The organism is Flavobacterium sp. CLA17 (genome assembly GCF_013112255.2).
Lineage (GTDB): Bacteria > Bacteroidota > Bacteroidia > Flavobacteriales > Flavobacteriaceae > Flavobacterium > Flavobacterium circumlabens.
In genome coordinates this window covers 2,043,626-2,066,142 of sequence record NZ_CP068294.1, presented here as the reverse complement: position 1 = coordinate 2,066,142, position 22,517 = coordinate 2,043,626, and the positions used below count along the sequence as shown (strand labels likewise).

Annotated in this window: 23 protein-coding genes and 1 tRNA gene; 8 read left to right on the top strand and 16 right to left on the bottom strand. The window is 34.5% G+C overall.

The genetic code is table 11. From position 1 onward, the window contains the following. Positions 1-10: 10 nt before the first annotated feature. From HAV12_RS08940 to HAV12_RS08925, 4 genes are all read right to left on the bottom strand, one after another. Positions 11-391: a YchJ family protein gene (locus HAV12_RS08940; RefSeq protein ID WP_171569337.1), complete on the bottom strand. Its 381-nt coding sequence runs from the start codon at positions 389-391 to the stop codon at positions 11-13. Continuing rightward, positions 381-614, bottom strand: a complete 234-nt coding sequence (locus HAV12_RS08935; protein ID WP_132036948.1) for a hypothetical protein — start codon at positions 612-614, stop codon at positions 381-383. The genes HAV12_RS08940 and HAV12_RS08935 overlap by 11 nt, the downstream gene beginning before the upstream one ends. Positions 615-695: 81 nt before the next feature. Then, on the bottom strand, positions 696-842 hold the full coding sequence (locus HAV12_RS08930; RefSeq protein WP_164502534.1) for a hypothetical protein: 147 nt from the start codon (positions 840-842) through the stop codon (positions 696-698). Then, positions 842-1,381, bottom strand: a complete 540-nt coding sequence (locus HAV12_RS08925) for a hypothetical protein (protein ID WP_171569336.1) — start codon at positions 1,379-1,381, stop codon at positions 842-844. The genes HAV12_RS08930 and HAV12_RS08925 overlap by 1 nt, the downstream gene beginning before the upstream one ends. A gap of 89 nt (positions 1,382-1,470) precedes the next feature. Between HAV12_RS08925 and HAV12_RS08920 the strand changes: the two genes are divergently transcribed. The 5 genes from HAV12_RS08920 to HAV12_RS08900 all read left to right on the top strand — a co-directional run bounded on the left by HAV12_RS08920 (position 1,471) and on the right by HAV12_RS08900 (position 4,078). Then, positions 1,471-1,722: a hypothetical protein gene (locus HAV12_RS08920; RefSeq protein WP_127336708.1), complete on the top strand. Its 252-nt coding sequence runs from the start codon at positions 1,471-1,473 to the stop codon at positions 1,720-1,722. A gap of 221 nt (positions 1,723-1,943) precedes the next feature. Continuing rightward, positions 1,944-2,384 (top strand): KTSC domain-containing protein, encoded by a 441-nt coding sequence (locus tag HAV12_RS08915; protein ID WP_132036946.1) that lies wholly within the window; start codon positions 1,944-1,946, stop codon positions 2,382-2,384. Between the two features lie 260 nt (positions 2,385-2,644). Beyond that, positions 2,645-3,406: a DUF4369 domain-containing protein gene (locus HAV12_RS08910; protein ID WP_171569335.1), complete on the top strand. Its 762-nt coding sequence runs from the start codon at positions 2,645-2,647 to the stop codon at positions 3,404-3,406. Positions 3,407-3,445: 39 nt separating this feature from the next. After that, complete coding sequence (locus tag HAV12_RS08905) at positions 3,446-3,811, top strand: TlpA disulfide reductase family protein (protein WP_171571653.1); 366 nt, start codon at positions 3,446-3,448, stop codon at positions 3,809-3,811. Positions 3,812-3,997: 186 nt separating this feature from the next. Next, a tRNA-Tyr gene (locus HAV12_RS08900) sits at positions 3,998-4,078 on the top strand. Between the two features lie 209 nt (positions 4,079-4,287). Here HAV12_RS08900 and HAV12_RS22985 read toward each other — a convergent pair. The 5 genes from HAV12_RS22985 to HAV12_RS08880 form a co-directional block, all read right to left on the bottom strand. Then, entirely contained in the window at positions 4,288-4,407 is a 120-nt protein-coding gene (locus tag HAV12_RS22985) for an IS1 family transposase (RefSeq protein WP_255539589.1), read from the bottom strand. Between the two features lie 40 nt (positions 4,408-4,447). Beyond that, a complete protein-coding gene (locus tag HAV12_RS08895; RefSeq protein WP_255539566.1) occupies positions 4,448-4,945 on the bottom strand; it encodes an IS1 family transposase in 498 nt (165 codons plus the stop codon). Between the two features lie 455 nt (positions 4,946-5,400). Continuing rightward, entirely contained in the window at positions 5,401-8,043 is a 2,643-nt protein-coding gene (locus HAV12_RS08890) for a TIM-barrel domain-containing protein (protein ID WP_171569334.1), read from the bottom strand. 36 nt (positions 8,044-8,079) lie between these two features. Next, positions 8,080-9,723: an alpha-L-fucosidase gene (locus HAV12_RS08885; RefSeq protein ID WP_171569333.1), complete on the bottom strand. Its 1,644-nt coding sequence runs from the start codon at positions 9,721-9,723 to the stop codon at positions 8,080-8,082. Positions 9,724-9,773: 50 nt separating this feature from the next. Beyond that, complete coding sequence (locus HAV12_RS08880; RefSeq protein WP_171569332.1) at positions 9,774-10,808, bottom strand: LacI family DNA-binding transcriptional regulator; 1,035 nt, start codon at positions 10,806-10,808, stop codon at positions 9,774-9,776. A gap of 131 nt (positions 10,809-10,939) precedes the next feature. Here HAV12_RS08880 and HAV12_RS08875 point away from each other — a divergent pair, with 131 nt between their 5' ends. The 3 genes from HAV12_RS08875 to HAV12_RS08865 are packed head-to-tail and all read left to right on the top strand — an operon-like array spanning position 10,940 to position 13,579. Then, the gene (locus HAV12_RS08875; RefSeq protein WP_171569331.1) at positions 10,940-11,956 is read left to right on the top strand and encodes a zinc-binding alcohol dehydrogenase family protein; all 1,017 of its coding nucleotides are present in this window, start codon (positions 10,940-10,942) and stop codon (positions 11,954-11,956) included. A gap of 1 nt (position 11,957) precedes the next feature. Beyond that, positions 11,958-12,797 (top strand): amidohydrolase, encoded by an 840-nt coding sequence (locus HAV12_RS08870; protein WP_171569330.1) that lies wholly within the window; start codon positions 11,958-11,960, stop codon positions 12,795-12,797. After that, on the top strand, positions 12,782-13,579 hold the full coding sequence (locus tag HAV12_RS08865; protein ID WP_171569329.1) for an SDR family oxidoreductase: 798 nt from the start codon (positions 12,782-12,784) through the stop codon (positions 13,577-13,579). Before HAV12_RS08870 ends, HAV12_RS08865 begins: the two co-directional genes overlap by 16 nt. 1,358 nt (positions 13,580-14,937) lie before the next feature. Here HAV12_RS08865 and HAV12_RS08860 read toward each other — a convergent pair. The 7 genes from HAV12_RS08860 to fucP all read right to left on the bottom strand — a co-directional run bounded on the left by HAV12_RS08860 (position 14,938) and on the right by fucP (position 22,380). Continuing rightward, on the bottom strand, positions 14,938-15,792 hold the full coding sequence (locus HAV12_RS08860) for a fumarylacetoacetate hydrolase family protein (protein WP_171569328.1): 855 nt from the start codon (positions 15,790-15,792) through the stop codon (positions 14,938-14,940). Positions 15,793-15,870: 78 nt separating this feature from the next. Then, positions 15,871-16,455 carry an LUD domain-containing protein gene (locus HAV12_RS08855; RefSeq protein WP_171569327.1) on the bottom strand — a complete coding sequence of 195 codons (585 nt, stop codon included), beginning with the start codon at positions 16,453-16,455 and terminating at the stop codon, positions 15,871-15,873. A gap of 25 nt (positions 16,456-16,480) precedes the next feature. Continuing rightward, positions 16,481-17,848: a lactate utilization protein B gene (locus HAV12_RS08850; RefSeq protein WP_171569326.1), complete on the bottom strand. Its 1,368-nt coding sequence runs from the start codon at positions 17,846-17,848 to the stop codon at positions 16,481-16,483. A gap of 36 nt (positions 17,849-17,884) precedes the next feature. Further along, a complete protein-coding gene (locus HAV12_RS08845) occupies positions 17,885-18,622 on the bottom strand; it encodes a (Fe-S)-binding protein (RefSeq protein WP_171569325.1) in 738 nt (245 codons plus the stop codon). Positions 18,623-18,629: 7 nt separating this feature from the next. Continuing rightward, the gene (locus HAV12_RS08840; protein WP_171569324.1) at positions 18,630-19,394 is read right to left on the bottom strand and encodes an SDR family NAD(P)-dependent oxidoreductase; all 765 of its coding nucleotides are present in this window, start codon (positions 19,392-19,394) and stop codon (positions 18,630-18,632) included. Positions 19,395-19,421: 27 nt separating this feature from the next. Beyond that, positions 19,422-21,077 carry a UxaA family hydrolase gene (locus HAV12_RS08835; RefSeq protein ID WP_171569323.1) on the bottom strand — a complete coding sequence of 552 codons (1,656 nt, stop codon included), beginning with the start codon at positions 21,075-21,077 and terminating at the stop codon, positions 19,422-19,424. Positions 21,078-21,090: 13 nt separating this feature from the next. Beyond that, entirely contained in the window at positions 21,091-22,380 is a 1,290-nt protein-coding gene (fucP, locus tag HAV12_RS08830) for an L-fucose:H+ symporter permease (RefSeq protein ID WP_171569322.1), read from the bottom strand. Positions 22,381-22,517: the final 137 nt, after the last annotated feature.

The following is a 22,517-nucleotide window of genomic DNA, read 5'->3' as shown; positions in this document are numbered from 1 at the left end:
AAATTATAAATTATTCAAACTTTCCATCCACATAAAACCAACCCTCCTTTTCGAATCTGAAAGTCGAAAATTCGTAATGTGTCTGAGGTTGTCGATCTGCATTTAAAAAATAAGCCTTAAATTCAACCGTATCTTCAGACGAACTTAAAATTTCTAATTTTTGCCACTGGTTACTGGTTGCCCATTTCAGGATCTCAGTTTTTGAATAATATTGTCTTTCTGAAACATGTGTCGTTTCCAGAAGATAATCGGCATTGTGAGTCGCATAAGCCGAATATCGGGAGCGCATTAAAGCTAATGCAGTTGGCGCTTTTTGATTTTGCTCCAGATACAATCCACAACAAGCATCAAACGATAAGCCCGTATCGCAAAAACATTTTTTACTCTCCATCAACCTCTTCTTCACCGTTGATTTTTACATGCAGCTGGTTCAGTAAAACCTGATACCTGCTGATTTCTCTTAAATCTTCGTCTTCCTCAGCGTGATCTAACAGTTCATCTAAAGTTTCATTTACTTCCAGTAATTTATTATTGGCTTCTTTGTCATTTTTCGCTGCAATCAGGTCAATTATCTCCTGCACACTTACTTTTAAGTCTTCGAATTTTGTATTCATATCTACTTTGTTTTTTTGTTTCAGGTTTCAAGTTCCAGGTTTCACTTCTCCCTTTTTACTTTTCACTTGAAACTACTTTTTCTATTCTTCCTTTTTATCTTCGTTAAACTTTCTCACAATTTCTTTTAGCTTTTCTTTTCGTGAGATTACAGCCTGTTTGGCTTTGTCTTGCGCTTTATGGAGCTTATCATTGTGCTTTTTAATATTTCTTTCGTTGTTGCGTCCCATTATATTTCTCTTTTAATTTCGTCTAATGTTTTTTCGGTAAAAATCAATTCGGTGATTATCTTCTCTCTCAAAATATCGATATCTTCCTCAAAATATTTCGCCCAAGAAGTTAATTGCTGCAAATTCCTGATTTGTTTGATTCTTTTTGTGGTTTCGAAACTTGTTCTCAGAATTGCTTTTTGATCGTATTTCGGATTTTTTTTATGCTGATAATTTACTGTATTCTTATTAAAATCTGCTTCAATGTAATACAATTTATCTTCGGCATTGTCCGGATAGAATTCACTCCAGGCAGCAAAACCAATTTTAGTTTTCGATGGCGTTTCCGGTTCCATTGCGACCAGACGCCATTTACTGTTGGCTAGCCTTCCCCAATGATTCGAAACTCTGTACATCCCTTTTTCGGTATAATAATAGGTGCTTCCGGCTTTACTTTCGAACTGGATTTTTAAACCTGTTACAGCATCCGGTGAAACTTCATTAAAAACACAAAATGTATTTTTGAAAGAATTCGGATGTGGCTTAAAGTTTTTTTGCATGTGCAAATATACTGAGATTGTCTTAAACTGCCCAAACCAAACGATATATTGATTAACTTTGCAGCTTCAATTCTAAAAATAAAAAAGTCATGTCGAAAGGATCACACGAAAAAATGTTGCAAAAAGGAGTTTATACCGGCATCATTGAGAAAGATGAAAACAATAATTATTTTTGTGGAGAATATCTTTTAGATTATAAATTAGCGCATTCCAATTTTAATGTAGGCGATATGATCACCATTAAATCTGTTATTGAAAATCCAAGCGATATTAGCTACGACAAATATCCTAAAAAGTCTAAAAACTTCGATAAGGCCAATTATAAGCCGGAACAGAAGTAGTTTTTAGTTTGCAGTCACAGTTTTCAGTCGCAGCCGTGGGTCATGGCTTACCTGTATGTTAAAACTGAGACTGAAGACTGGGACTGAGACTATAAAATTTCCGAATATTTTTTCCTTCAAAACTAAAAAGTTAAAAAAAAGTGTACCTTTGCAAAAAATTTGTCGTTTTGAAGTATTAAATACACATTTCAAACTAATAGACAATAAGTTACCTTTTATTTATGAAAAAAATAGTTGAATACCGTAAGTTATTAAATGTAGAAAAAACTGCAGAACTAAAAGATTTAAAAACCATCTATCGTAATGCGATGAAAGAATCACATCCTGATAAATTTCAAGGTGATGATGCTGGTTTGAAAGCTGCGGAAGAAAAAAGTAAAGCGATCATTGAGGCTTATCACTTTTTGGTAAGCATTAATCCTGAAACGATTAAAGCTAACTTACCGGAATACACGGAAACAATTTCGACTTGTTCAATTACAGATTATAAATTTGTTGATGGTCGTTTAATTATCGATTTCTCTAATGGTAGCGTTTACGAATACATCAGTGTTCCTAAAGCTACTTATGTAAAAATGGTAAATGCAGATTCTCCCGGAAGATTTGCTAAAAGACATATTCTCAACTCTTTTACGTGGAGAAAAAAAACAAATCAGGAATAGATTTATATCCAAATTATCTATAAAAGCATTCTGGCAACAGGATGCTTTTTTTATGCTTTAAAATTAAAATTTTATGCTTTTAGCGCCACAATTATACTATTATTAAAATTTTTTAGTTAAATTTCACAGATAAATACTCTGATAACATGCTAATTAAGCACAAAAAAACTATAACAAAATTTTAGGCAACAAAATTCTTTATATTTTATATTTTTAGATACTTTTGTTGCACAAATCAATTAACTAATTAATTTTTTATAATGAAAAAAATATTTTTTTTACTTACTGCTTCTATAGCAATCATTTCATGCAGCAAAGTTAAAGACGGAGAGTACCTAATTACAGGAACTGCAAAAGGAATAGAAAACGGAAAAACTATCATTCTTCAAGGTCAGGATCCTACTACAAAAATGGCAGTAGCGCTTGATACTGTAAAAGTTGAAAACGGAAAATTTGAAATAAAAGGAAAAGTAACTGAACCAGCTTTCCATACGTTAATCCTTCAGGGTGCTAACGGACCAATCCCTTTTATCTTAGAAACCGGAGAAATCAATATTGCTATTGACAAAGACAGTATCCATAAATCTAAAATTTCCGGAACTTACAATAACGATGAGTATGTAAAATTCAATGACGAACTTACTAAAACTCAAAAAAGACTAGCTGATTTTCAGAAAAACAATACTCAGAAAATGCAAGCAGCTCAACAAGCTCAGGATACTGCAACTATCAACGGTTTGATGAAACAATACATGACTATTCAAACTGAAGTACAAGCTGATTCTAAAAAGAAATATGTAGCTTACGCTGAAACTCACCCAAAATCATTTATTTCTGCTTTGATCATTCAGGGTATGTTGGGAGATCCTTCTACTGATGCTAAAAAAGCGGAGGCTTTATACAATTCTTTAGATGAGTCATTAAAAAATACTGCTCCTGGTAAAGAAATCAAAACAAAAATAGGTCAAGCAAAAATGCCTGCAGTTGGTGCAACAGCTCCTCCTGCTGGTGACGCTAAATGAAGATCAGATTTTTCTGCGCCTAATCCGGAAGGAAAAGTAATTTCTCTTAAACAGAGTTTAGGTAAAGTAACAATTGTTGATTTCTGGGCTTCATGGTGTGGACCGTGCAGAAAAGAAAATCCGAACGTTGTCGCTATTTATAAAGAGCTACATGCAAAAGGACTCAATATTGTTGGTGTTTCTTTAGACAAAGAAGCTGGTGCCTGGAAAGAAGCTATCGCAAAAGATGGCTTAACATGGACACAGATTTCCAACTTAAAATACTGGGACGAACCAATCGCTAAACAATACAATGTTGAATCGATTCCCGCAACTTTTATACTTGATGCAACAGGAAAAGTAGTTGCCCAAGACTTAAGAGGTCCTGAATTAAGAGCAAAAATCTTAGAGCTTTTAGCTAAATAATACCAATATTCAGCATAAAATAAAAAAATCTCCCTGGTGGAGATTTTTTTATTTTATTCAATACCAACCAATTAAAAAATATCTTGAAAATAACTTAAAATTAAGTGTGATTTTAGTTTGTAAACATCAAAAACGTTTATATATTTGCAACCGCTTAGCACAACAAAGCGCATCAATACAAGCTTCGGGGAGATACTCAAGCGGCCAACGAGGGCAGACTGTAAATCTGCTGTGTAAACTTCGCAGGTTCGAATCCTGCTCTCCCCACAAGAAGGGTAAAAGAAGTAAAAAGGTCACTTTTTCAATCTTTTCAAAAACCCGAAAAAAACGTGGTAAAACCTGCGAATCCTAGGATTCGCAGGTTTTTTGCTTTTAGGACACTTTTCAATCTTTGTAAACGCCCTGTATTTTCAAGGAAAAATGGCTCGAGTCTCGTTAGGGTAAATTATTCAATAAGATATTAACTTTTTAAAAAATCAAGTCCAAAAATAAATCTTTAAAACAGCAGTAAAAACAACTAAACTTTTACTGAAACAGATTGTCCGTCTGTTTAATCTTTTAAGATGAGTTCTGAGTGTCAAATTTTTCCTTTCAATATGGTTTGTCCCAAAACGTTTTACCGAATGTAGTTTCTCATCAATCAGATACCTGTAGTTTTAAAATTTCTAGAACATGGCTTAATGTTTTATTGGTTCGTTTACCAACATTAAAACTCACAACATTTTTAGAATTCTTTTCCAAAGCATACACAAGCCAAATATAATTTTTCTTGTGTCGGATATAAGTAAACAGTTTGTCTACTTCATAGGTTTTGCCTTTGCTGATAATTGGTTTGGTTATATTTCGGGAAATAAAAACGATCCTTTTTAATAATGTTGTCGTTGATATTTTTAGTATTCTTGCAGTGCTTCTTATTCCTAAACCTTCTTTGGTTAACTGTATAATATTTTGATTTATATCTGCTTTATAAGCTCGATAAGTATAATTTTCTATAAAACGATAATAGCAGATTTTACAATAGTACTGCTGTTTATAGTTTTTTGTTCTCCCATTTTTAACAATATTTTTTTCTTTACATCTTAGACAAAATATATCATCACTAACTCTGGAACACGAGGTGGCATTTTTATTCATTTTAGCTCATTTAAGGCAATATTAAAACAAAAAAAGATGAGCATCACTGCTCATCTTTTTTTGTTTTTTAATGATTTTTATTCTATTTCAACAGATTAGAAATCTAAAATCTCATATTACTAACTTTGAAACACTACCCCTATTTGGCCTGAAATATAAAGTAGGTTCTACTCTCATATAAGGACTGTATGGTATCATTTTTTTAGTTTTATTAATATTTGGAAGTTGGTTGTTTACAGTAACTGCTACTGCCTACGTTCTTGTGCATACAGCCGTTTGCAACTTATGAAAACGAGTGTTTTCGGCTTAACAAAAATAAGATAAAAAATGGTAATTACACTAAATTTGCAATCCAAGCAAATGGTGCCTTAACTTTTTCTCTCCTTTTTATTTTCATATCAATATCCATCCTAATAGGTGACAAACTGTATGTGTAATTACGAAAACTATACTATTTACTTCTTGTAGTCACTTTTATTTCTCTGAACATCAATACTATTACCGTTGTATTTTACCGAAATATTTGTTTTCCCTTTTTCTATACCAATACCGTTTGACTCGTCTACCCAAATGACATTAAATACGCGGTTTTTAATTAATCCATTAAAAGCTCCGCCTTTTCGTTTTCCAACTGTCAGTGTTTGTTTTTGCTCGTTCCATTCAAAAGGTATGATCGAAAAAGCTCCTTTCTCATAGTTGTAATTTACTCCTTCATCCTCATAAAGCTCAAACTTGCCATTAGCACCTGAATATATTCTAATCTCCAGATTTTCAGCAGTTTTTTCGTTTGTGTACTGCATTTTTTCACCCATTGGAATGATAGATCCAGATTTTATATATAGAGGAATGGTTGAAAGAGATGCATCCGTTTTTACTGTTTGTCCTCCATTATAATGTTTCCCTGTCCAAAAATTAAACCATCCTGATTGGTTTTCCGGCAAGTAAACATCCCAGTTTTCAACACTTTCTGAAACAACAGGAGCTACAAGAAAAGCAGACCCAAACATATACTGATACTTTTGCTGAAGCGCTTTTGTATCATTTTCAAAATCCATTATCAATGGACGCATCAAGGTTCCGTTTTTAAATGTGATATCTGCCGCTTGTGAATAAATATATGGAAGCAGACGATAACGAAAATTTAAATATCTTAAAGATTCTGCTTCTACTTTTTCACCGTATCTCCAGAATTCGGTATTCGTTTGATATCCGTGTACTCTTTGCATAGGGCAAAATGTAGCAAACTGAAACCATCTTAAAAACCGTTCATGAAATTTAATATCTGTGTATTGACTTTCTCCAGGGCGAAAAAATCCTCCTGTATCAAAAGTCCACCAAGGCAATCCTGTTATTGAATAATTTAATCCTGATGTAAGTTGTCGACGCAAGGTTTCCCAATCATTGCCTACATCTCCTGTCCAAACTGCTGCTGCGTAACGCTGTTGCCCCGAGAATCCGCTTCTGGTAAGAATAAAAACTCTTTTATCCGGAGCATCTTTACGTGAACCCTCATAAACTGCTTTTGTTACATACATTGGATAAACATTTCGCATTTGCTCTCCGGGAATTGTTCCGTTATTTATTTTTCTATTTACCAAATCATCATTTTCCGGTTCAGTAGCATCCTGCCACCAAGCATCAATTTCATATGGTTTTAAGAGCTTTTCGCTAAAATTCTTCCAATAATAATTTGCTGCATCAGGGTTAAAAAAATCAACCCACTGAGTATTTGGGATATAGTAATTTTTCTTATCAAATTCTTTACCCAGTTCACTTTCTTTATCTATTTTGGACCAAACAGAAAGCATCAACCGCATATTCATTTGATGTAATTCCCTTACCATTGCCGACGGATCAGGATACATCTCTTCATCAAATTTCATCGAATTCCAACCGTATTTACCCCAATATTGCCAATCTTGGACAATTAAATCCATTGGCAATTTTTTCGTTCTAAATGCTCTGGCATTCTCAAGTAAATCATCTTGAGTAGTAAAGCGCTCACGGCAATGAATATAACCCAGTGACCATATTGGCATAAGGGGAGCCTGTCCTGTCAGATTACGATAACTTGAAATAACCTCATCTGAATTTCCGGCAAAAACAACATAATCCAGTATGTCGGCCACAGGAGATCTAAAGACTGTTTCATTTGCAATTTTACGATAATACACTACAGGGAGATCATTTTTTTCTCCTGTAACTATAATGTTGTGTTTTCCTTCTGTTAGTTTAACCAATGTACTAGTTGTTGGCGGTAACCAATGGTTTTTAAAATTAAGAACCTCTTTACCATCAATTGTCAATTGCCATTTTCTAGCCATTTTTTGTCCCACATCGAGCAGGATAGCATATTCACCATTATCTTTAACCGTAAAATCCCCAACAAATACACCATCTTGACGAGTTTCTTTTTGATTTCCGTTGGTGGTAGTAATATTAACAGTAATTGCTTCTCCGCTTGTACCTGCAGGTTTTAAATTTACAATAGAATCGGCAGGGTTAAAATCCGTAAGTCCATAATTGTGCCATAGCAAACCATAACCTTTGCTTGACATAATAAACGGAATAGCAATTTGTGTATTTACCTGAGTTAATCTCCTAGGCAATCCTTTAATATTCAAATATCCATCCTGAAACTGACCTGTACCAAAAAGATATTCATCAGACGAAGAACTAAAACCTTGTTCAACAATATGGCATGATTCTCCTTGTACTGAACTTGGCTTAAAAATACGACCTCCTTGTTTTTCGTTAAGAAAAACCTCGCCCTTATAGTTGCGATACGATAATGCTCCATTCTTTTTATCTACTATAACACTTATTTTTGATGTAGTAATTTCGAGTTTTGAATTCGATTCAGAAACCTTAAAATCGGGTACATTAATTTTTGAAGTAAAAACCAACTCGGGCAAATTACTTTCCATTTCCAAAACATACTGGACTCTAACCGTGTTATCGCTTAAGGGACTCAAATAAAGCTGACCTTTATCAAGGGTTATAATTACTTTATCAATGTGTTTTTTATAACTCTTTACTACCTGCCCAGTACAAAACATTGGCATAAGAAGGATAAATAAGATCTTTATTTGTTTCATTAATTCTTGATTTATAATATGTAACCCTTAATCATACTAGATAATTTCCAAAGCATTTGCATAAGAAGCTTCTGGTTTTTGATTTGGAAAATATACTTCAAGAGTATCTAAATTCTGTTTGAACTTCAGATTTTCTCCTGTACTTAATAGTTTTATTTCTCTTATTTTTTCTGTATGATGCGGACTATTTTTTCCTAAATTTTTAATAATTACGGTACCATTTTCCGGCCATGCCATTACGGTAGCATAAAGAACTTTATCTTTTTGTACAAAACGAATGTCTTCGGATGTAAAAGGCTTTCCTTTTCCTTCGTTAAACCCTTGGGCTGTTAAAGCTCCGGCACTTTCTTGCTGAGGACCTTCGCCAAATATTTTCCACGGACGTGTACCGTAAATACTTTTGCTGTTTAATTTCATACAAACACCAATTTCTTTCACAATTTCTCTTTCTAAGTCGTCGATACTTCCATCTCCCCTTACAGGGATATTGAGCATCAAATTACCATTTTTACTGACTACATCTATCAAAGTATGAATAACCGTTTTTGCTGTCTTATAACGTTTTTCATTATAAACTCCTCTGTTATAGTGCCAATCTCCAATACAAGTATCCGTTTGCCAAGGTAGTGGTTCGATGCTATTGCTTTGTCCTTTTTCGATGTCCCAAACCATAGCCTTGCGCTGTTGTGGATCCAGTATCTTTCCTGTCACTACCGTTTGAACGGTTTTATTCTTTTTAAGGCTTTTATTGTACAAATGTGCTGCAATTCTCAAACCCGCATCACTTATTGGCCAAAGAGGTAAGGCTGTATCATCAAAATAAACCAAATCTGGATTGTACTTATCTATTAGATCAATGGTTCTATCATGAAATTTCTCCATATAAGCTTCGGATGGTTTTGCTACTCCATTTCCCCAATTCCATTGACTGTGTATTCCGCCATCATCTGAGTTTTTTTCGCTCAATGGATGATTCTGAGCATATAATTCCTGAGGATCTAAACCTTCCCACCAGGTTCCTTTTCCATCGGCTTTAGTCAATTTTCCATCATAAGGCACTCCGGCCAGAGATCCTTTTTGGTCAGAACGTTGAGCAGTTTCAAACCAACTCCAGGCATGCGCCGCATGAACACTCACCGCAAACGGAAGACCAGCTTTGCGAGCGGCTTTTTCCCATCCGGCGATAATGTCTTTTTTTGGCCCCATTTTAGTCGAATTCCAATTGGGTTGATACTTGCTGTCATACAAATCCAGGTTATCATGATGATTAGCCATTGCCATAAAATATTTGGCTCCGGAATCTTTATATAAATTGACCAACTCTTGTGGATTCCAGTTGTCGGCTTTCCAAATATTGATTACATCTTTAAAACCAAATTTTGAAGGATGACCGTATTTTTCAAGATGATATTTATATTGCAAGGAATCTTCCTGATACATTCCTCTTGCATACCAATCACCTGCTTCGGGTTCACATTGAGGTCCCCAATGCGCCCACATTCCAAATTTTGCATCACGAAACCAATCAGGCGCTTGATATTTTTCAAGCGAATCCCATGTTGGTTCAAAAGGTCCCTTGAAAACAGGGGCATTAAGAATAGTGATTTGTCCTAATAAAGGAGATAGGTAGAGTCCGGCCAGAGCGGTTGTACCTAATTTTAAAGCATTACGTCTGTTCATTACTTTTATAATTGTATTTTCATCTAAACTAAATTTAGTTCTTTTACCTACTATATCTGTTTCAAATTTTTATTTGAAGATTGTCTAATAATCAATTCTGGTTCTAAAATAATTCGTTTAAACGTTTTTTTCTTAGGATTATTCATTCGTTCCAAAAAAGCCTCTGCGGCTAATTTCCCAATTTGGTCACTGTGTTGATTCACTGTAGAAATAGAAGGTTGCGTTAGTGAAGTAAATGGTTCATCACTAAAACCAATCAAAGCAATTTCTTCCGGAACTTTAATCTTATTTTCTAAAAGTACCTGTAAAGCACCCAGTGCTGCAATATCTCCAGCCACATAAACTGCGTCAGGTCTTTCTGGAAAATCTAACAATTGTTGCATGATTCGGCGTCCATCTTCAACACGCAAATTACTCTCTATAATCCAGTTTTCTCTAATTTCTAAATTTGATTTTTTAAGTGCATCTTTATAGCCCCGAATCCTTTCCTTATAAATTCTAATATGCTTAAAACCTGCAATATGTGCAATGCGTTTGCAATTTTGCGAAACCAGATGATCAATAACCATATGGCTACTTTTATAATCATCAATCCCTACATAATCCACATTCAATTCCTCTTCTCCTCTATCAAACAAAACGAGTTCTGTGCCTTTGGATTTTATTTTTTGGTAATATTCTAAATCCGTGGTTTCATTTGCCATAGAAGCAATAATCCCATCCACTTGAATTTTCAATAAGGTATCTATTTCCTGACATTCCTTGGCGTACAATTCATTCGACTGTGTCATGATAATATTGTAGCCGTTAAGATTGAGTACTTTTTCTATATTCTCTACCACCGATGAAAAAAAATGACTATTTACCCGAGGAATAATAACGCCTACTAAATTGCTCTTTCCTTTGCGTAAAGCACTCGACAAATAATTAGGTTGATAATCCAGTTGCATAGCAATTTCTTTCACCGCTATTTTAGTCTTTTCACTAATTCTGGGGTGATTATTCAATGCTTTGGAAACTGCCGAAGGTGTTAATCCCAATACTTCAGCAATATCTTTTATTGTGTATTTTTTTTTATTCTCCAATTAGTTTTTATATTTGTTCAATCGATTGAACAAATATAAGATTTTAAATAAAAAGCACAATACCTTTTAGTTGTGTTTTTTATTTCTAAAACTGTTCAAACGTTGGAACAGAATAAATAATTTTTACATATATGAAATATATTGTTTGCGAAAAACCGGGTGAGTTTATTTTAAAAGAAAAAGAAGCACCGGTTAGAAAAGAAAATGAAACCTTATTACAAATTAACAAAGTAGGGATTTGCGGAACCGATTTGCACGCTTATGGCGGAAACCAAGCTTTTTTTAGCTACCCTAGAATTCTGGGACATGAATTAGCTTCCACTGTACTAGAAATTGGAGAAAATCCCAGAGGAATCAAAGCTGGAGACAGCGTTGTGGTAATGCCTTATGTAAGTTGTGGTACTTGTATTGCTTGTAGAAACGGAAAAACCAACTGTTGTACAAATATTAAAGTGTTAGGCGTTCACACTGACGGAGGAATGCAAGAACAAATTACAGTTCCTACTTCTATCCTTTTACCCGCTAATAATTTATCAAACGACCAAATAGCAATTGTTGAGCCACTAGCCATAGGTGCACATGCTATACGCAGAGCTGCCATTACTCTAGGAGAAATCGTTGCTGTAGTAGGTTGTGGTCCGATCGGGATTGGGATTATGAAGTTAGCTCAAATTGCTGGTGCCAAAGTAATCGCCATTGATATGAATGAGCAGCGTTTGGCTTATGCCAAAGAAAAAATTGGTGTAGATTATACCGTAAAAGCAGATGAAAATACGGTTGAAGAAATTACCAAAATTACCAATGGAGATTTATGTACTGTTGTTTTTGATGCTTCGGGACACAAAGGCGCTTTAGAAACATGTCCCAATTATATGTCGCACGGTGGTCGATTAGTGCTTGTTGGATTATCCAAAGGAGAATTGACTTATTCTCATCCTGCTATTCACGCCAAAGAGATGACTTTAATGTGCAGCCGAAATGCTACTACCGAAGATTTTGAACACGTAATCAGTATTTTAGACCAATTTCCAACAGAATCCTACATTAGTCATAATGTTCCTTATACTGAAATGATTGCTAATTTTGATAGTTGGTTAAATCCTGCAACAGGTGTAATTAAAGCTACTGTCGATTTTAAAATAAAATAATATGACAATAGATTCGCATCAGCATTTTTGGATATACGAAGCAGAAAAACACGCTTGGATAGAAGATGATATGAAAGTCATACGCAAGAATTTCTTACCCGAAGATTTAAAATTAGTTTACCAAACTAACGATATTGATGGTTGTGTAGCTATACAAGCCGATCAAACACTAGCCGAAACAGATTTTCTTTTGGATTTAGCCCAAAAAAACGACTTCATTAAAGGAATTGTAGGCTGGGTTGACTTGAGAGCCTCGGATATTGATACTGTTTTAAATCAATACAGCCAATTTCCAAAACTAAAAGGTTTCAGACATGTGGTTCAAGGCGAAGCCGATCATAATTTTATGTTGCGCCCTGATTTTTTAAACGGAATTGCCGCTTTAGAAAAATATAATTTCACTTATGACATTCTTATTTTTCCGCATCAATTAGGAGCAGCCTTGGAATTAGTGAGGCGTTTTCCAAATCAAAAATTTGTCATTGATCATATTGCAAAACCATATATAAAAGAAGGATTTTATGATGGTTGGGCAGCTTTAATGAAAGCGATTGGTGAATACCCAAATGTGTATTCTAAACTTTCAGGAATGACCACTGAAGCCGATTACAATAATTGGACTACTGAACAAATCGAACCTTATATGCAATTGGTTTTGGACGCTTTTGGAGCAAACCGAATCCTTTTTGGTTCTGATTGGCCGGTATGCTTGGTTGCTGGAAATTATACAAAAACAAAAGAATTAGTAACCAATTTCATTGCAAAATTAAACACAAAAGAGCAAGAAGCTATTATGGGTGGCAATGCAATACAATTTTATAAATTATGGATTTGGGATTAAAAGGAAAAGTAGTCGTAATCACTGGTGCGGCTGGACTTAAAGGAAGTATTGGAGAAACTATCTTGCAACACTTGGCTGCCGAAGAAGCTATTCCGGTAGTAATTGATAGAAACGATCGAGGATTTACTTATATAGAAGAAATTCAAAAACAAGGAATTGATGGTTTGTTTTGTAAAACCGATGTGACCAATCCTATGGAAATTGAAGAAGCAATCGCAAAAATCGTGGCTAAATACGGTCGAATTGATGCTTTGATCAATAATGTTGGTGTTAATGACGGAGTTGGGCTTGATGCTTCATACGAAGAATTTATGAATTCTTTGAAGCTGAATATGGTGAGTTACTTTTTAATGGTTAAGCATGCCCTTCCTTATTTAAAAGCTTCCAAAGGCCCAATTTTAAATATTGGTTCTAAAGTAGGATTAACAGGTCAGGGAGGAACCTCTGGTTACGCCGCTGCCAAAGGTGGTGTTTTAGGTTTAACCCGTGAATGGGCGGTGGATTTAATCAAACATTCCATAAGGGTAAATGCTATTATCATAGCTGAAAGCTGGACTCCTGCCTACGACAATTGGATTAAAACACTTGAAAATGGTGAAAAAAAATTAAAATCTATTATCAAAAAAATTCCTTTGGAAAACAGAATGACAACTCCTGATGAAATTGCTGATACTTGCTTATTTACCATTTCTGAAAGATCCTCACATACTACCGGACAGTTCCTCTTTTGTGATGGAGGCTACGTTCACTTGGACCGTTCATTATTAACAGAAAACATTTAACACTTAAAAGAACAAATCATATTGTCGTATTATTTGTTCCTTTTTTTAATAGTATGGAAAAATAGCGAAGACCATTGTAAAGCTATTATGAGCGCCACTTATGTTGAGATGGGTGCCGGAAAATTCGGAAATATATGGGTAGCCAATCTGGGAAAGTAAACTATTTTTCTTCACCTGATCACTATCTAGCTATAACAACGAAGTAAAAAACAATTTATAACTGGATAAAAGATAAAGGGTGGTTTGGAAATGTTACTGTTGGAGATATACAATATGGGTTTGAAATCTCATCTTGTTATGGTACAAACGGAAATGGAGTAAATTATACCTGTAACAGCTACTCTGTAACGAGCAATTAATTTATACGAAATTATTAAAACAGACTCAACTTAAAGAATTGAGTCTGTTTTTTTTTATAATAAAATATAAGAGTTCTGTTGCCTCTGTAGCACATCATGCAAAACTGGTGGGTACGCTTAAAATTTCTTCAACGGTCAGATCTTTAAAGTAAAATCTATTACAAAAATCTGAACTTCTATCTTCCAACCATCTATTGTCAGGATGCCTATCTGCTAATGAAAGCTGCAGAAATCCTAAAAAATCATACCCAAATCCATCGATGAATTCTATTGGGTACAATACTTTTCGCCACTTGGGTTCATCAAAAAGATATAAGGTTTGCAGGCTGCAAGATATATTTATCAAAAAACAGAACTACACTGTTATCTCTTTTAATTACCCCTGCATTCCAGATCTAATAGTCTGAATAACTGCAAGTATAAGGTGCAATTTTTAAAATTTAAGAAAAAAAAAAGCTTTTTTTAATATAAATACATAACTGTGCTTGTTTTTGCAAACTAATTACGCTATAAAATTTTATTAAGTAAGAAAAAAATAGCAGTTACAAATTATGAAAAAGGCACATGAAGAGCTGTAAAACAAAATACTTAGAAAAGCGCATATCACGAATATGAATTGTTTTAAATGTATTTTCAGCTTTCGATTTCAAACAATATAATATCTAATTATATTGGAATTATAAAAACCATGAAAAAAGTTCGGCTTTATATTTTAACACTTACAGGCATTGGTATTGTTGTTCTAATCATTGCTAACAATCCTAACAGAAACTCTGAAAATATGGAATGTTCTGATTGCCCAATTTTTGCAACTATAAATACAAGGTCACAATAATTAAAAAAACACTTATTCAAAAAAGCTGTTATAAGATTATCTTTACTGCAGCAACCAACTTGTTTGTGATTAATTTACAAACAAGTCGTTTTTTTTTAAACTGTTTATTGAGGTTCTTGTAGAATGATATTTACTTCCTCTGCTGCCTCCATCAAATTTCAATTTTACTTAGTATACGCTACGGCAATTTGACTGCTGCTTCCCAAACCTTCAATTCCAAGCGCTATAACATCTCCGGCTTTAATATAAATTGGGTCAGGTTTAATTCCTAAACCAACACCAGGAGGCGTGCCTGTACTCACAATATCGCCGGGAAGCAACGTCATGAACTGGCTTAAGTAATGTACTAAAAATGGGATTTTGAAAACTAAATTTAGTGTATTACTGTTCTGATATTTTTTACCATTTACAGTAAGCCACATTGACAAATTATCAACATCTTTCACTTCATCTTTAGTAGCCAAAAAGGGTCCGAGTGGCGCAAATGTATCGCACCCTTTCCCTTTTGCCCATTGTCCGCCACGCTCAATTTGAAAAGCTCTTTCACTATAATCGTTAAGCAAAGCATATCCAGCAACATACTCTAATGCTTCAGATTCTTCTACATAAATTGCTTTTTTACCAATAACAAATGCCAATTCAACTTCCCAATCCGTTTTTTCGCTGTTTTTAGGAATAATCAAATTATCATTTGGTCCACATAAAGAAGTAGTTGATTTAAAAAAGATAATAGGCTCTGTAGGAATTGGCGCATTAGTTTCTAAACAATGATCTACATAATTTAATCCAATGCATATTATTTTTGAAGGTCTTGTTATTGGTGACCCCAAACGAATTGAAGCATCAACTTGTGGCAATACAGGATTACTTTCTAATGCTTTTTTTAATTTTTCTAATCCATTTTCTTCAAAAAAAGCCTCATTGTAATCGGTTACTATTGAAGATACATCAAATCTTTTTTCTCCTATTAAGATACCTGGTTTTTCTTTACCGGCTTCTCCAAATCGTATTAGTTTCATTTTATTCTTTTATTATATTATACTTCGTCTAATTTATTCTAAACCTATAGTGTTTCATCAAATAGAACACCTCACTTATTACTCAATTACATAAATTGTCGCACTTCTTGCACCGTGGGCACCTATTACTAAAGACTGCTCTATATCGGCCGTTTTTGAAGGTCCTGCTATAAATACCCCAAAACCTTCTTTTGAAACATCAATTTTTTCGTATGCCTGATGCAGATTGTCTACAATATTTTTTTTATCAAGCACCAATATCAAATGCTGACATATAAAAGGAACAAGTCTGTTTATCATTTGGCTTTCATAAATCCATATGGCACCATTTTCTGCCACTCCTACTGTACCTTTAACATACACTTTTTCTACTTTTTCTAACTCAAATACTGATAAAAAAGCTGCCTTTTCATCAACTTCTCCCAGTGTTTCTATCGTATTTATTACGAAATTTTTGTTTTTTCTATCAGAAATTAACTGATCTTTCAGTGTTTCTATATCCGAAATTAATTCTACTTTTCCACCAATACTTTCCAATACCGTTTTAAACTGGGTAAATGAATCTTCATAACGAATCGTGGAGGCAATATCAATAATAGGAAGTTCAGCCTGTTCAGGTTGATTCATCGCTATGGCTTTCAATATATTTTCTCTTGCACTCATACGCTATTGCTGTCTGATGTTTATTCTAGTTTTTTCCATTTTTTAAATACCAATCACGAAATGAATCTTTTGGAGCTTCGGGCATTTCTCTTTGTTTAAACCAACCATTTAGTTTATTATTTATCATAAAAGGGGAAAAATGCATGATGCCTCTTCCTGTTTTTCCTATCAAACGATAAATTTTAGGATTAGAGAATACAAAACTCATTCCCCACATGCTTATTTTTTTACTTGTTTCCACATATCCCTCAGCGACAATCACTTGTCTCCATTTCCATAATTGTTCATGAATATTAATTTTCACAGGACACACATTAGTACAACTACCACATAAAGTCGATGCAAAAGGCAAGTCAGCATTAGCTTTCATATCCAAATTTGGATTTAATATAGAACCAATTGGACCAGCTACAGCAGTATGATAACTGTGTCCGCCGCTTCTACGATATACCGGACAAGTATTGAAACAAGCAGCACAACGAATACATTTTAATGAATTTCTAAAATCTTCTCTTCCTAATTGTTTACTGCGTCCATTATCTACAATTACCAGATGCATCTCCTGATTGGGTCTCGGTTTATTAAAATGACTCGAGTAGGTCGTAATAGGCTGACCTGTGGCGCTTCTGGCTAATAATCTCAAAAATACAGACAGATGCGCTGCTTTTGGAATCAATTTTTCAAACCCCATGCAAGCAATGTGTACAGGTGCTGTGTGAGCTCCCATATCAGCATTGCCTTCATTGGTACAAACAACAAAACCTCCAGTCTCAGCAATGGCAAAATTGACTCCGGTAATTGCTAATTGTGATTCTACAAACTTATTGCGCAAATGTTGTCTGGCTGCTTCAGTTAAATACTGTGGATCATTATTTCCTTTTTCAGTTTGCAAATGTTCATGAAAAGTAGCACTTACATCTTCCTTTTTTAAATGAATTGCAGGCAGAACAATATGACTTGGAGGTTCTTTTCGAAATTGAACAATACGCTCACCAAGATCAGTATCAACTACTTCTATTCCTCGATGCTGCAAAAATTCATTCAACTGACATTCTTCAGTTAACATACTTTTGCTCTTCACAATCTTCTGAATACCGTGTTTTTGAATAATTTTATGAACTATCTCATTGTGTTCCTGGGCATCTGAAGCCCAATGTACTTTTATACCATTTGCTGTGGCTTTTTCTTCAAATTCTTTTAAATAATTGGATAGGTTCGAAAGCGTGTTGTTTTTAATCTGCGAACCCCATTCTCTTAATTGCTCCCATTCCGGTAAACCATGAGCTGCCTTATCCCGCTTTTCACGAACAAACCATAAGGTTTCATCGTGCCAATTGGTTCTGGGCTCATCAGCTATAAACTTTTCCGCTAATTCAGCGTGTTTTACCGCCATAGTTTTAAATTTTTAATCTTTAATTAAAGACTTTTTTTATAACACACTATTCAATATCTCAGCAATATGAATGGTTTTTACTTTACTTCCCTTCCTTCTTAATATACCTTCCAGATGCATCAGACAACTGGTATCTCCTCCGGTAATATAATCGACGTCGTTATCTTCATGTTCTTTTATTCTGTCTTTTCCCATTTTAACACTTACAGCTTCTTCAGAAACACAAAATGTTCCACCAAAACCACAACATTCATCATTTCTTTTTGGTTTTGTCAATTCAATACCTTTTACCATCTTTAACAATTGCTCTGGTTTAGAAAATTCAGGCAGCATCCTTTCGGTCATTGACGAAAGATTTAATCCTCTTTGTCCGTGACAACTGTTATGCCATCCTACTTTATAAGGAAAAGAGGCATTAATGTTTTCTACCTTTAAAATATCGGTCAAAAACTCTGTAAGTTCATAAATAGTATTCCGTAGCAAGAATGCTTCGACTGGATGTTTGTCACTATGCAAATGTTCCTTTACATGCAAAACACAACTTCCAGAAGGGGCAACTATATAATTAAATCCTGAAAAATTTTTCATAAAATTCAGATCACAACTTTTACTCATACTAGCAAAACCGCTATTAGCCATAGGTTGACCGCAACAGGTTTGCTGCAACGGAAAACTTACATCACAACCCAGCTTTTCTAATAATTGCAGAGTAGCAATGCCCACATTGGGATAAAACTGATCGATATAGCATGGTATGAATAAGGCAATCTTCATTTGTAAATTAATTATTTAATTTAATAAATCCTCCATCAATTGGATAATCGGAACCGGTTATAAAACCAGCTTCTTCACTGCATAAATATAAGGCCAAAGCTGCAATTTCATCTGGTTTTCCCATTCGTCCAATAGGTTGTGACTGCGATAATTTTTCGAACATTTCCGTTTCTTTACCAGCATAATTTTTCGAAATAAAACCATCAACAAAAGGCGTATGAACTCTTGCAGGTGAAATAGAATTACAGCGAATATTTTCTTTTATATAATCTTTTGCAACAGATAAAGTCATTGCCATAACTGCACCTTTTGCAGTTGAATACGCAAATCGATCAGGAATTCCGACCCAAGCCGCAATTGAAGCCATATTGATAATTACACCGCCATTGGAAAGTCGAAATTGCGGAATTGCAGCAAATAAACAGTTGTAAACTCCTTTTACATTGACATCCATCACGCGATCAAAATCAAATGCCGGCGTAGTATCTACTTTACCAACATGCGCTATCCCGGCGTTATTGATTAAAATATGAATGTTACCTATCTTTTCGAATGTTAGCAGTACTTCTTCCTGGTTGGCGACATTACAAGCGTGAGAAAACACTTTTCCGCCATTTGCTTTTATTTCATCAACAGCAGATTTGGCACTTTCTTCTGTTAATTCAATAATATGTACTTCAGCTCCCTGTTTAGCAAATAAAACTGAAATAGCTTTTCCAATTCCACTGCCACCGCCTGTAACTACTGCTTTTTTGTTTTGTAATGAAAACATTTTTTTTAATTTAAAGATTTTTTAATTTTATAAAGACACTCCTCGTTTCCACGGAATAAAATCGTCTTGGTTTAATAACACTGCTTTGGGAATAATTTCGCCACTGGCTGCTTTAATACAATATTCCAAAATATCTTCACCCATTTCTTCGATGGTTTTTTCGCCACTAATTATGGGCCCACAATCAATATCAATAATATCACTCATCTTTTTTGCCAAAATAGAATTTGTAGCCACCTTAATAACAGGACAAACAGGATTACCTGTTGGAGTTCCCAATCCCGTTGTAAACAAAATTAATGTTGCTCCGGAGGCCGCTTTACCCGTTGTTGCTTCCACATCATTTCCGGGTGTGCAAACCAAACTCAAACCTGCTTTTGTTGCCGGTTCTGTATAATCTAATACATCAACTACCGGGGCTGTTCCTCCTTTTTTTGCTGCTCCGGCACTTTTTATTGCATCAGTTATTAATCCGTCTTTGATGTTTCCAGGCGACGGATTCATATGAAAACCCGAACCTACTTTATGTGCTAAAGCATCATATGACTGCATCAAATCAATGAATTTTTTTGCTGCTGTTTCTGTTGTACAGCGGTCGATCAAATTTTGCTCTGCTCCACATAATTCAGGAAACTCGGCTAATAAAACCTTAGCCCCCAAAGCCACTAATAAATCTGATGTATATCCTACGGCAGGATTTGCAGAAACCCCGCTAAAGCCATCACTCCCACCACATTTTACGCCAACACACAATTCGCTTAATGGAGCCAAAACTCTTTCTTGTTTGTTTATTTCAATTAGTCCTTCAAATGTTTTTTTAATAGCATCTGCAACCAATTGTTCTTCACTTTTGGATTGCTGTTGTTCAAAAATAAAGAGCGGTTTATCAAAAGACGGGTTTTGTTTTTTAACATCATTTGTAAAATCCTGTACTTGTAAATGCTGGCATCCCAAACTCAGCAGTGTTATACCTGCCACATTTGGATGATTTGCATAAGAAGCCAGTAAAGCACTTAAAGTTGATGCATCCTGACGCGTTCCTCCGCAACCTCCTTGATGATTCAGGAATTTTATTCCATCTACGTTTTTAAAGACACGCTTGGCACTATTATTTGGTGTTAGCTGCATATTGACTAAATCAATATTTTCTCCATTTTGATAAGCCTCCAATAATTGATGGGTATATTGTGTGTATTTATCACTAACAGAATATCCCAATTCGTTATGCAAGGCTTCTTTAATTACATCTAGATTTCGGTTTTCGCAAAATACTGTTGGTACAAATAACCAGTAATTGGCAGTACCAAAACGACCATCATTTCTTTTATATCCTTTAAAAGTCCTGTCTTTATACTTTGAAATATCCGGTGCCTGCCAGGCAAAATTAACATCACGATATCCATAAGGTTCTGCTGCGTGTTTGAGATTATCTGTTGTCATAAGACTTCCTTTAACGACATCACATTGCACTTTTCCAACCAAAACACCATACATAATTATCTCAGCTCCTTCTCTTAAATCACTCGTGTAAAATTTATGCTTTGCCTTAATTGTGTCTTGAAGGGTATAAGTCTGTTCTTCAAAAGTCACACTTTCTCCTTTTACCAAATCTGTTAAAGCTACCAGAACATTGTCTTCCGGATGCATTTTTATCACTAACCTTTTAACTTCGTTTTCTAACATTATAATATAGAATTTATGCTTTATTTGTTTTATATCCGTTAACTGCAAACAATAGTATTACTGAGAAACAAATTAGCGGAACTACATAACCATTTTGAATATTTCCTGTAACATCTGAAATGAATCCTAAAACCGGAGGAAGTAAAGCTCCTCCAACTATTGACATTACTATCAATGAAGATCCGATTTTGGTATTATGTCCAAGTCCATCAATTCCCATTGAAAAAATAGTAGGAAACATGATACTCATAAAAAATGCAATCGCTATTAATGTGTAAACCACTAGCATTCCTGTACCGACCATGGCTGTTATTGATAGCAGAATAGTGATGATCGAATAGATAATTAATAATTTTACCGGCTTTATATATTGCATGAAAAATGTTCCTGCAAAACGTCCTAACATAAATGTTAAGCCGAAAAAGCCTAAATATTTTGCAGCAGTAGCTTCATCTAGACCTGCTGACGTAGTTGCCATTTTAATAAAAAAACTAGCCACACAAACCTGTGCGCCCACATAAAAAAATTGTGCTAAAATTCCCCATCGTAAACGCATTGATTTCAATGCTCCGGCAAAACTTGCTCCATCCGCCCCTTCTTTATTTTCATCTTTTACATCTGGCATATTGGTAAAATAAAAAACTACGGCTACAGATAAAATAATCAATCCCAAAATAAGGTAAGGCATTTTTACGCTTGCCGCTTCTTCTAAAATATGAGCATGAAATTCTACAGGTGCCATTGCATCAATCTCGACTTTAGTTAAATTTTTTCCGGATAAGATCATCGGTCCAACATATGCAGGAGCAATAAAAGCAGCCAATCCATTAAATGATTGAGAAAAATTTAATCTTTTGGTCGCTGTTTCAGATGGTCCTAAAATTGTTACATAAGGGTTTGCAGCCGTTTCCAGAAAAGTAAGTCCGCAGGCTATAACAAACAAAGCACCTAAAAAATAAATATACTGCAATGAATTGGCGGCTGGTACAAACAAAATTGAGCCAATGCCAAACAAAATCAATCCTATCATAATACCCGATTTATAACCATATTTTCTCATGATATAACCCGCTGGCAAAGCCATGACAAAATAGGCTATAAAGACTGACGAATCAATCAAAGAAGATTCTAAATCTGTAAGATTAAATGCTTTTCTTAAATGCGGAATAAGTATGGGATCTAAATTGTGTACAAATCCCCAGAAAAAAAACAAACTGGTTACCAATATAAAAGGAAACAACAATTTTTCACTCTCTTTAGAACTCACTTTATTTTCAACGTCCAACTGAGTTATTAATGCCATATCATTTTTATTAAATTAATGAATTTCTATCAATATAAAAATACAATACATGCCGTATACTAATTGATTCAATATTGCCATTGTTTAATTGATAATTATCTTTTTTTTATCTAAAAATCTTCCTATGACAATTATGA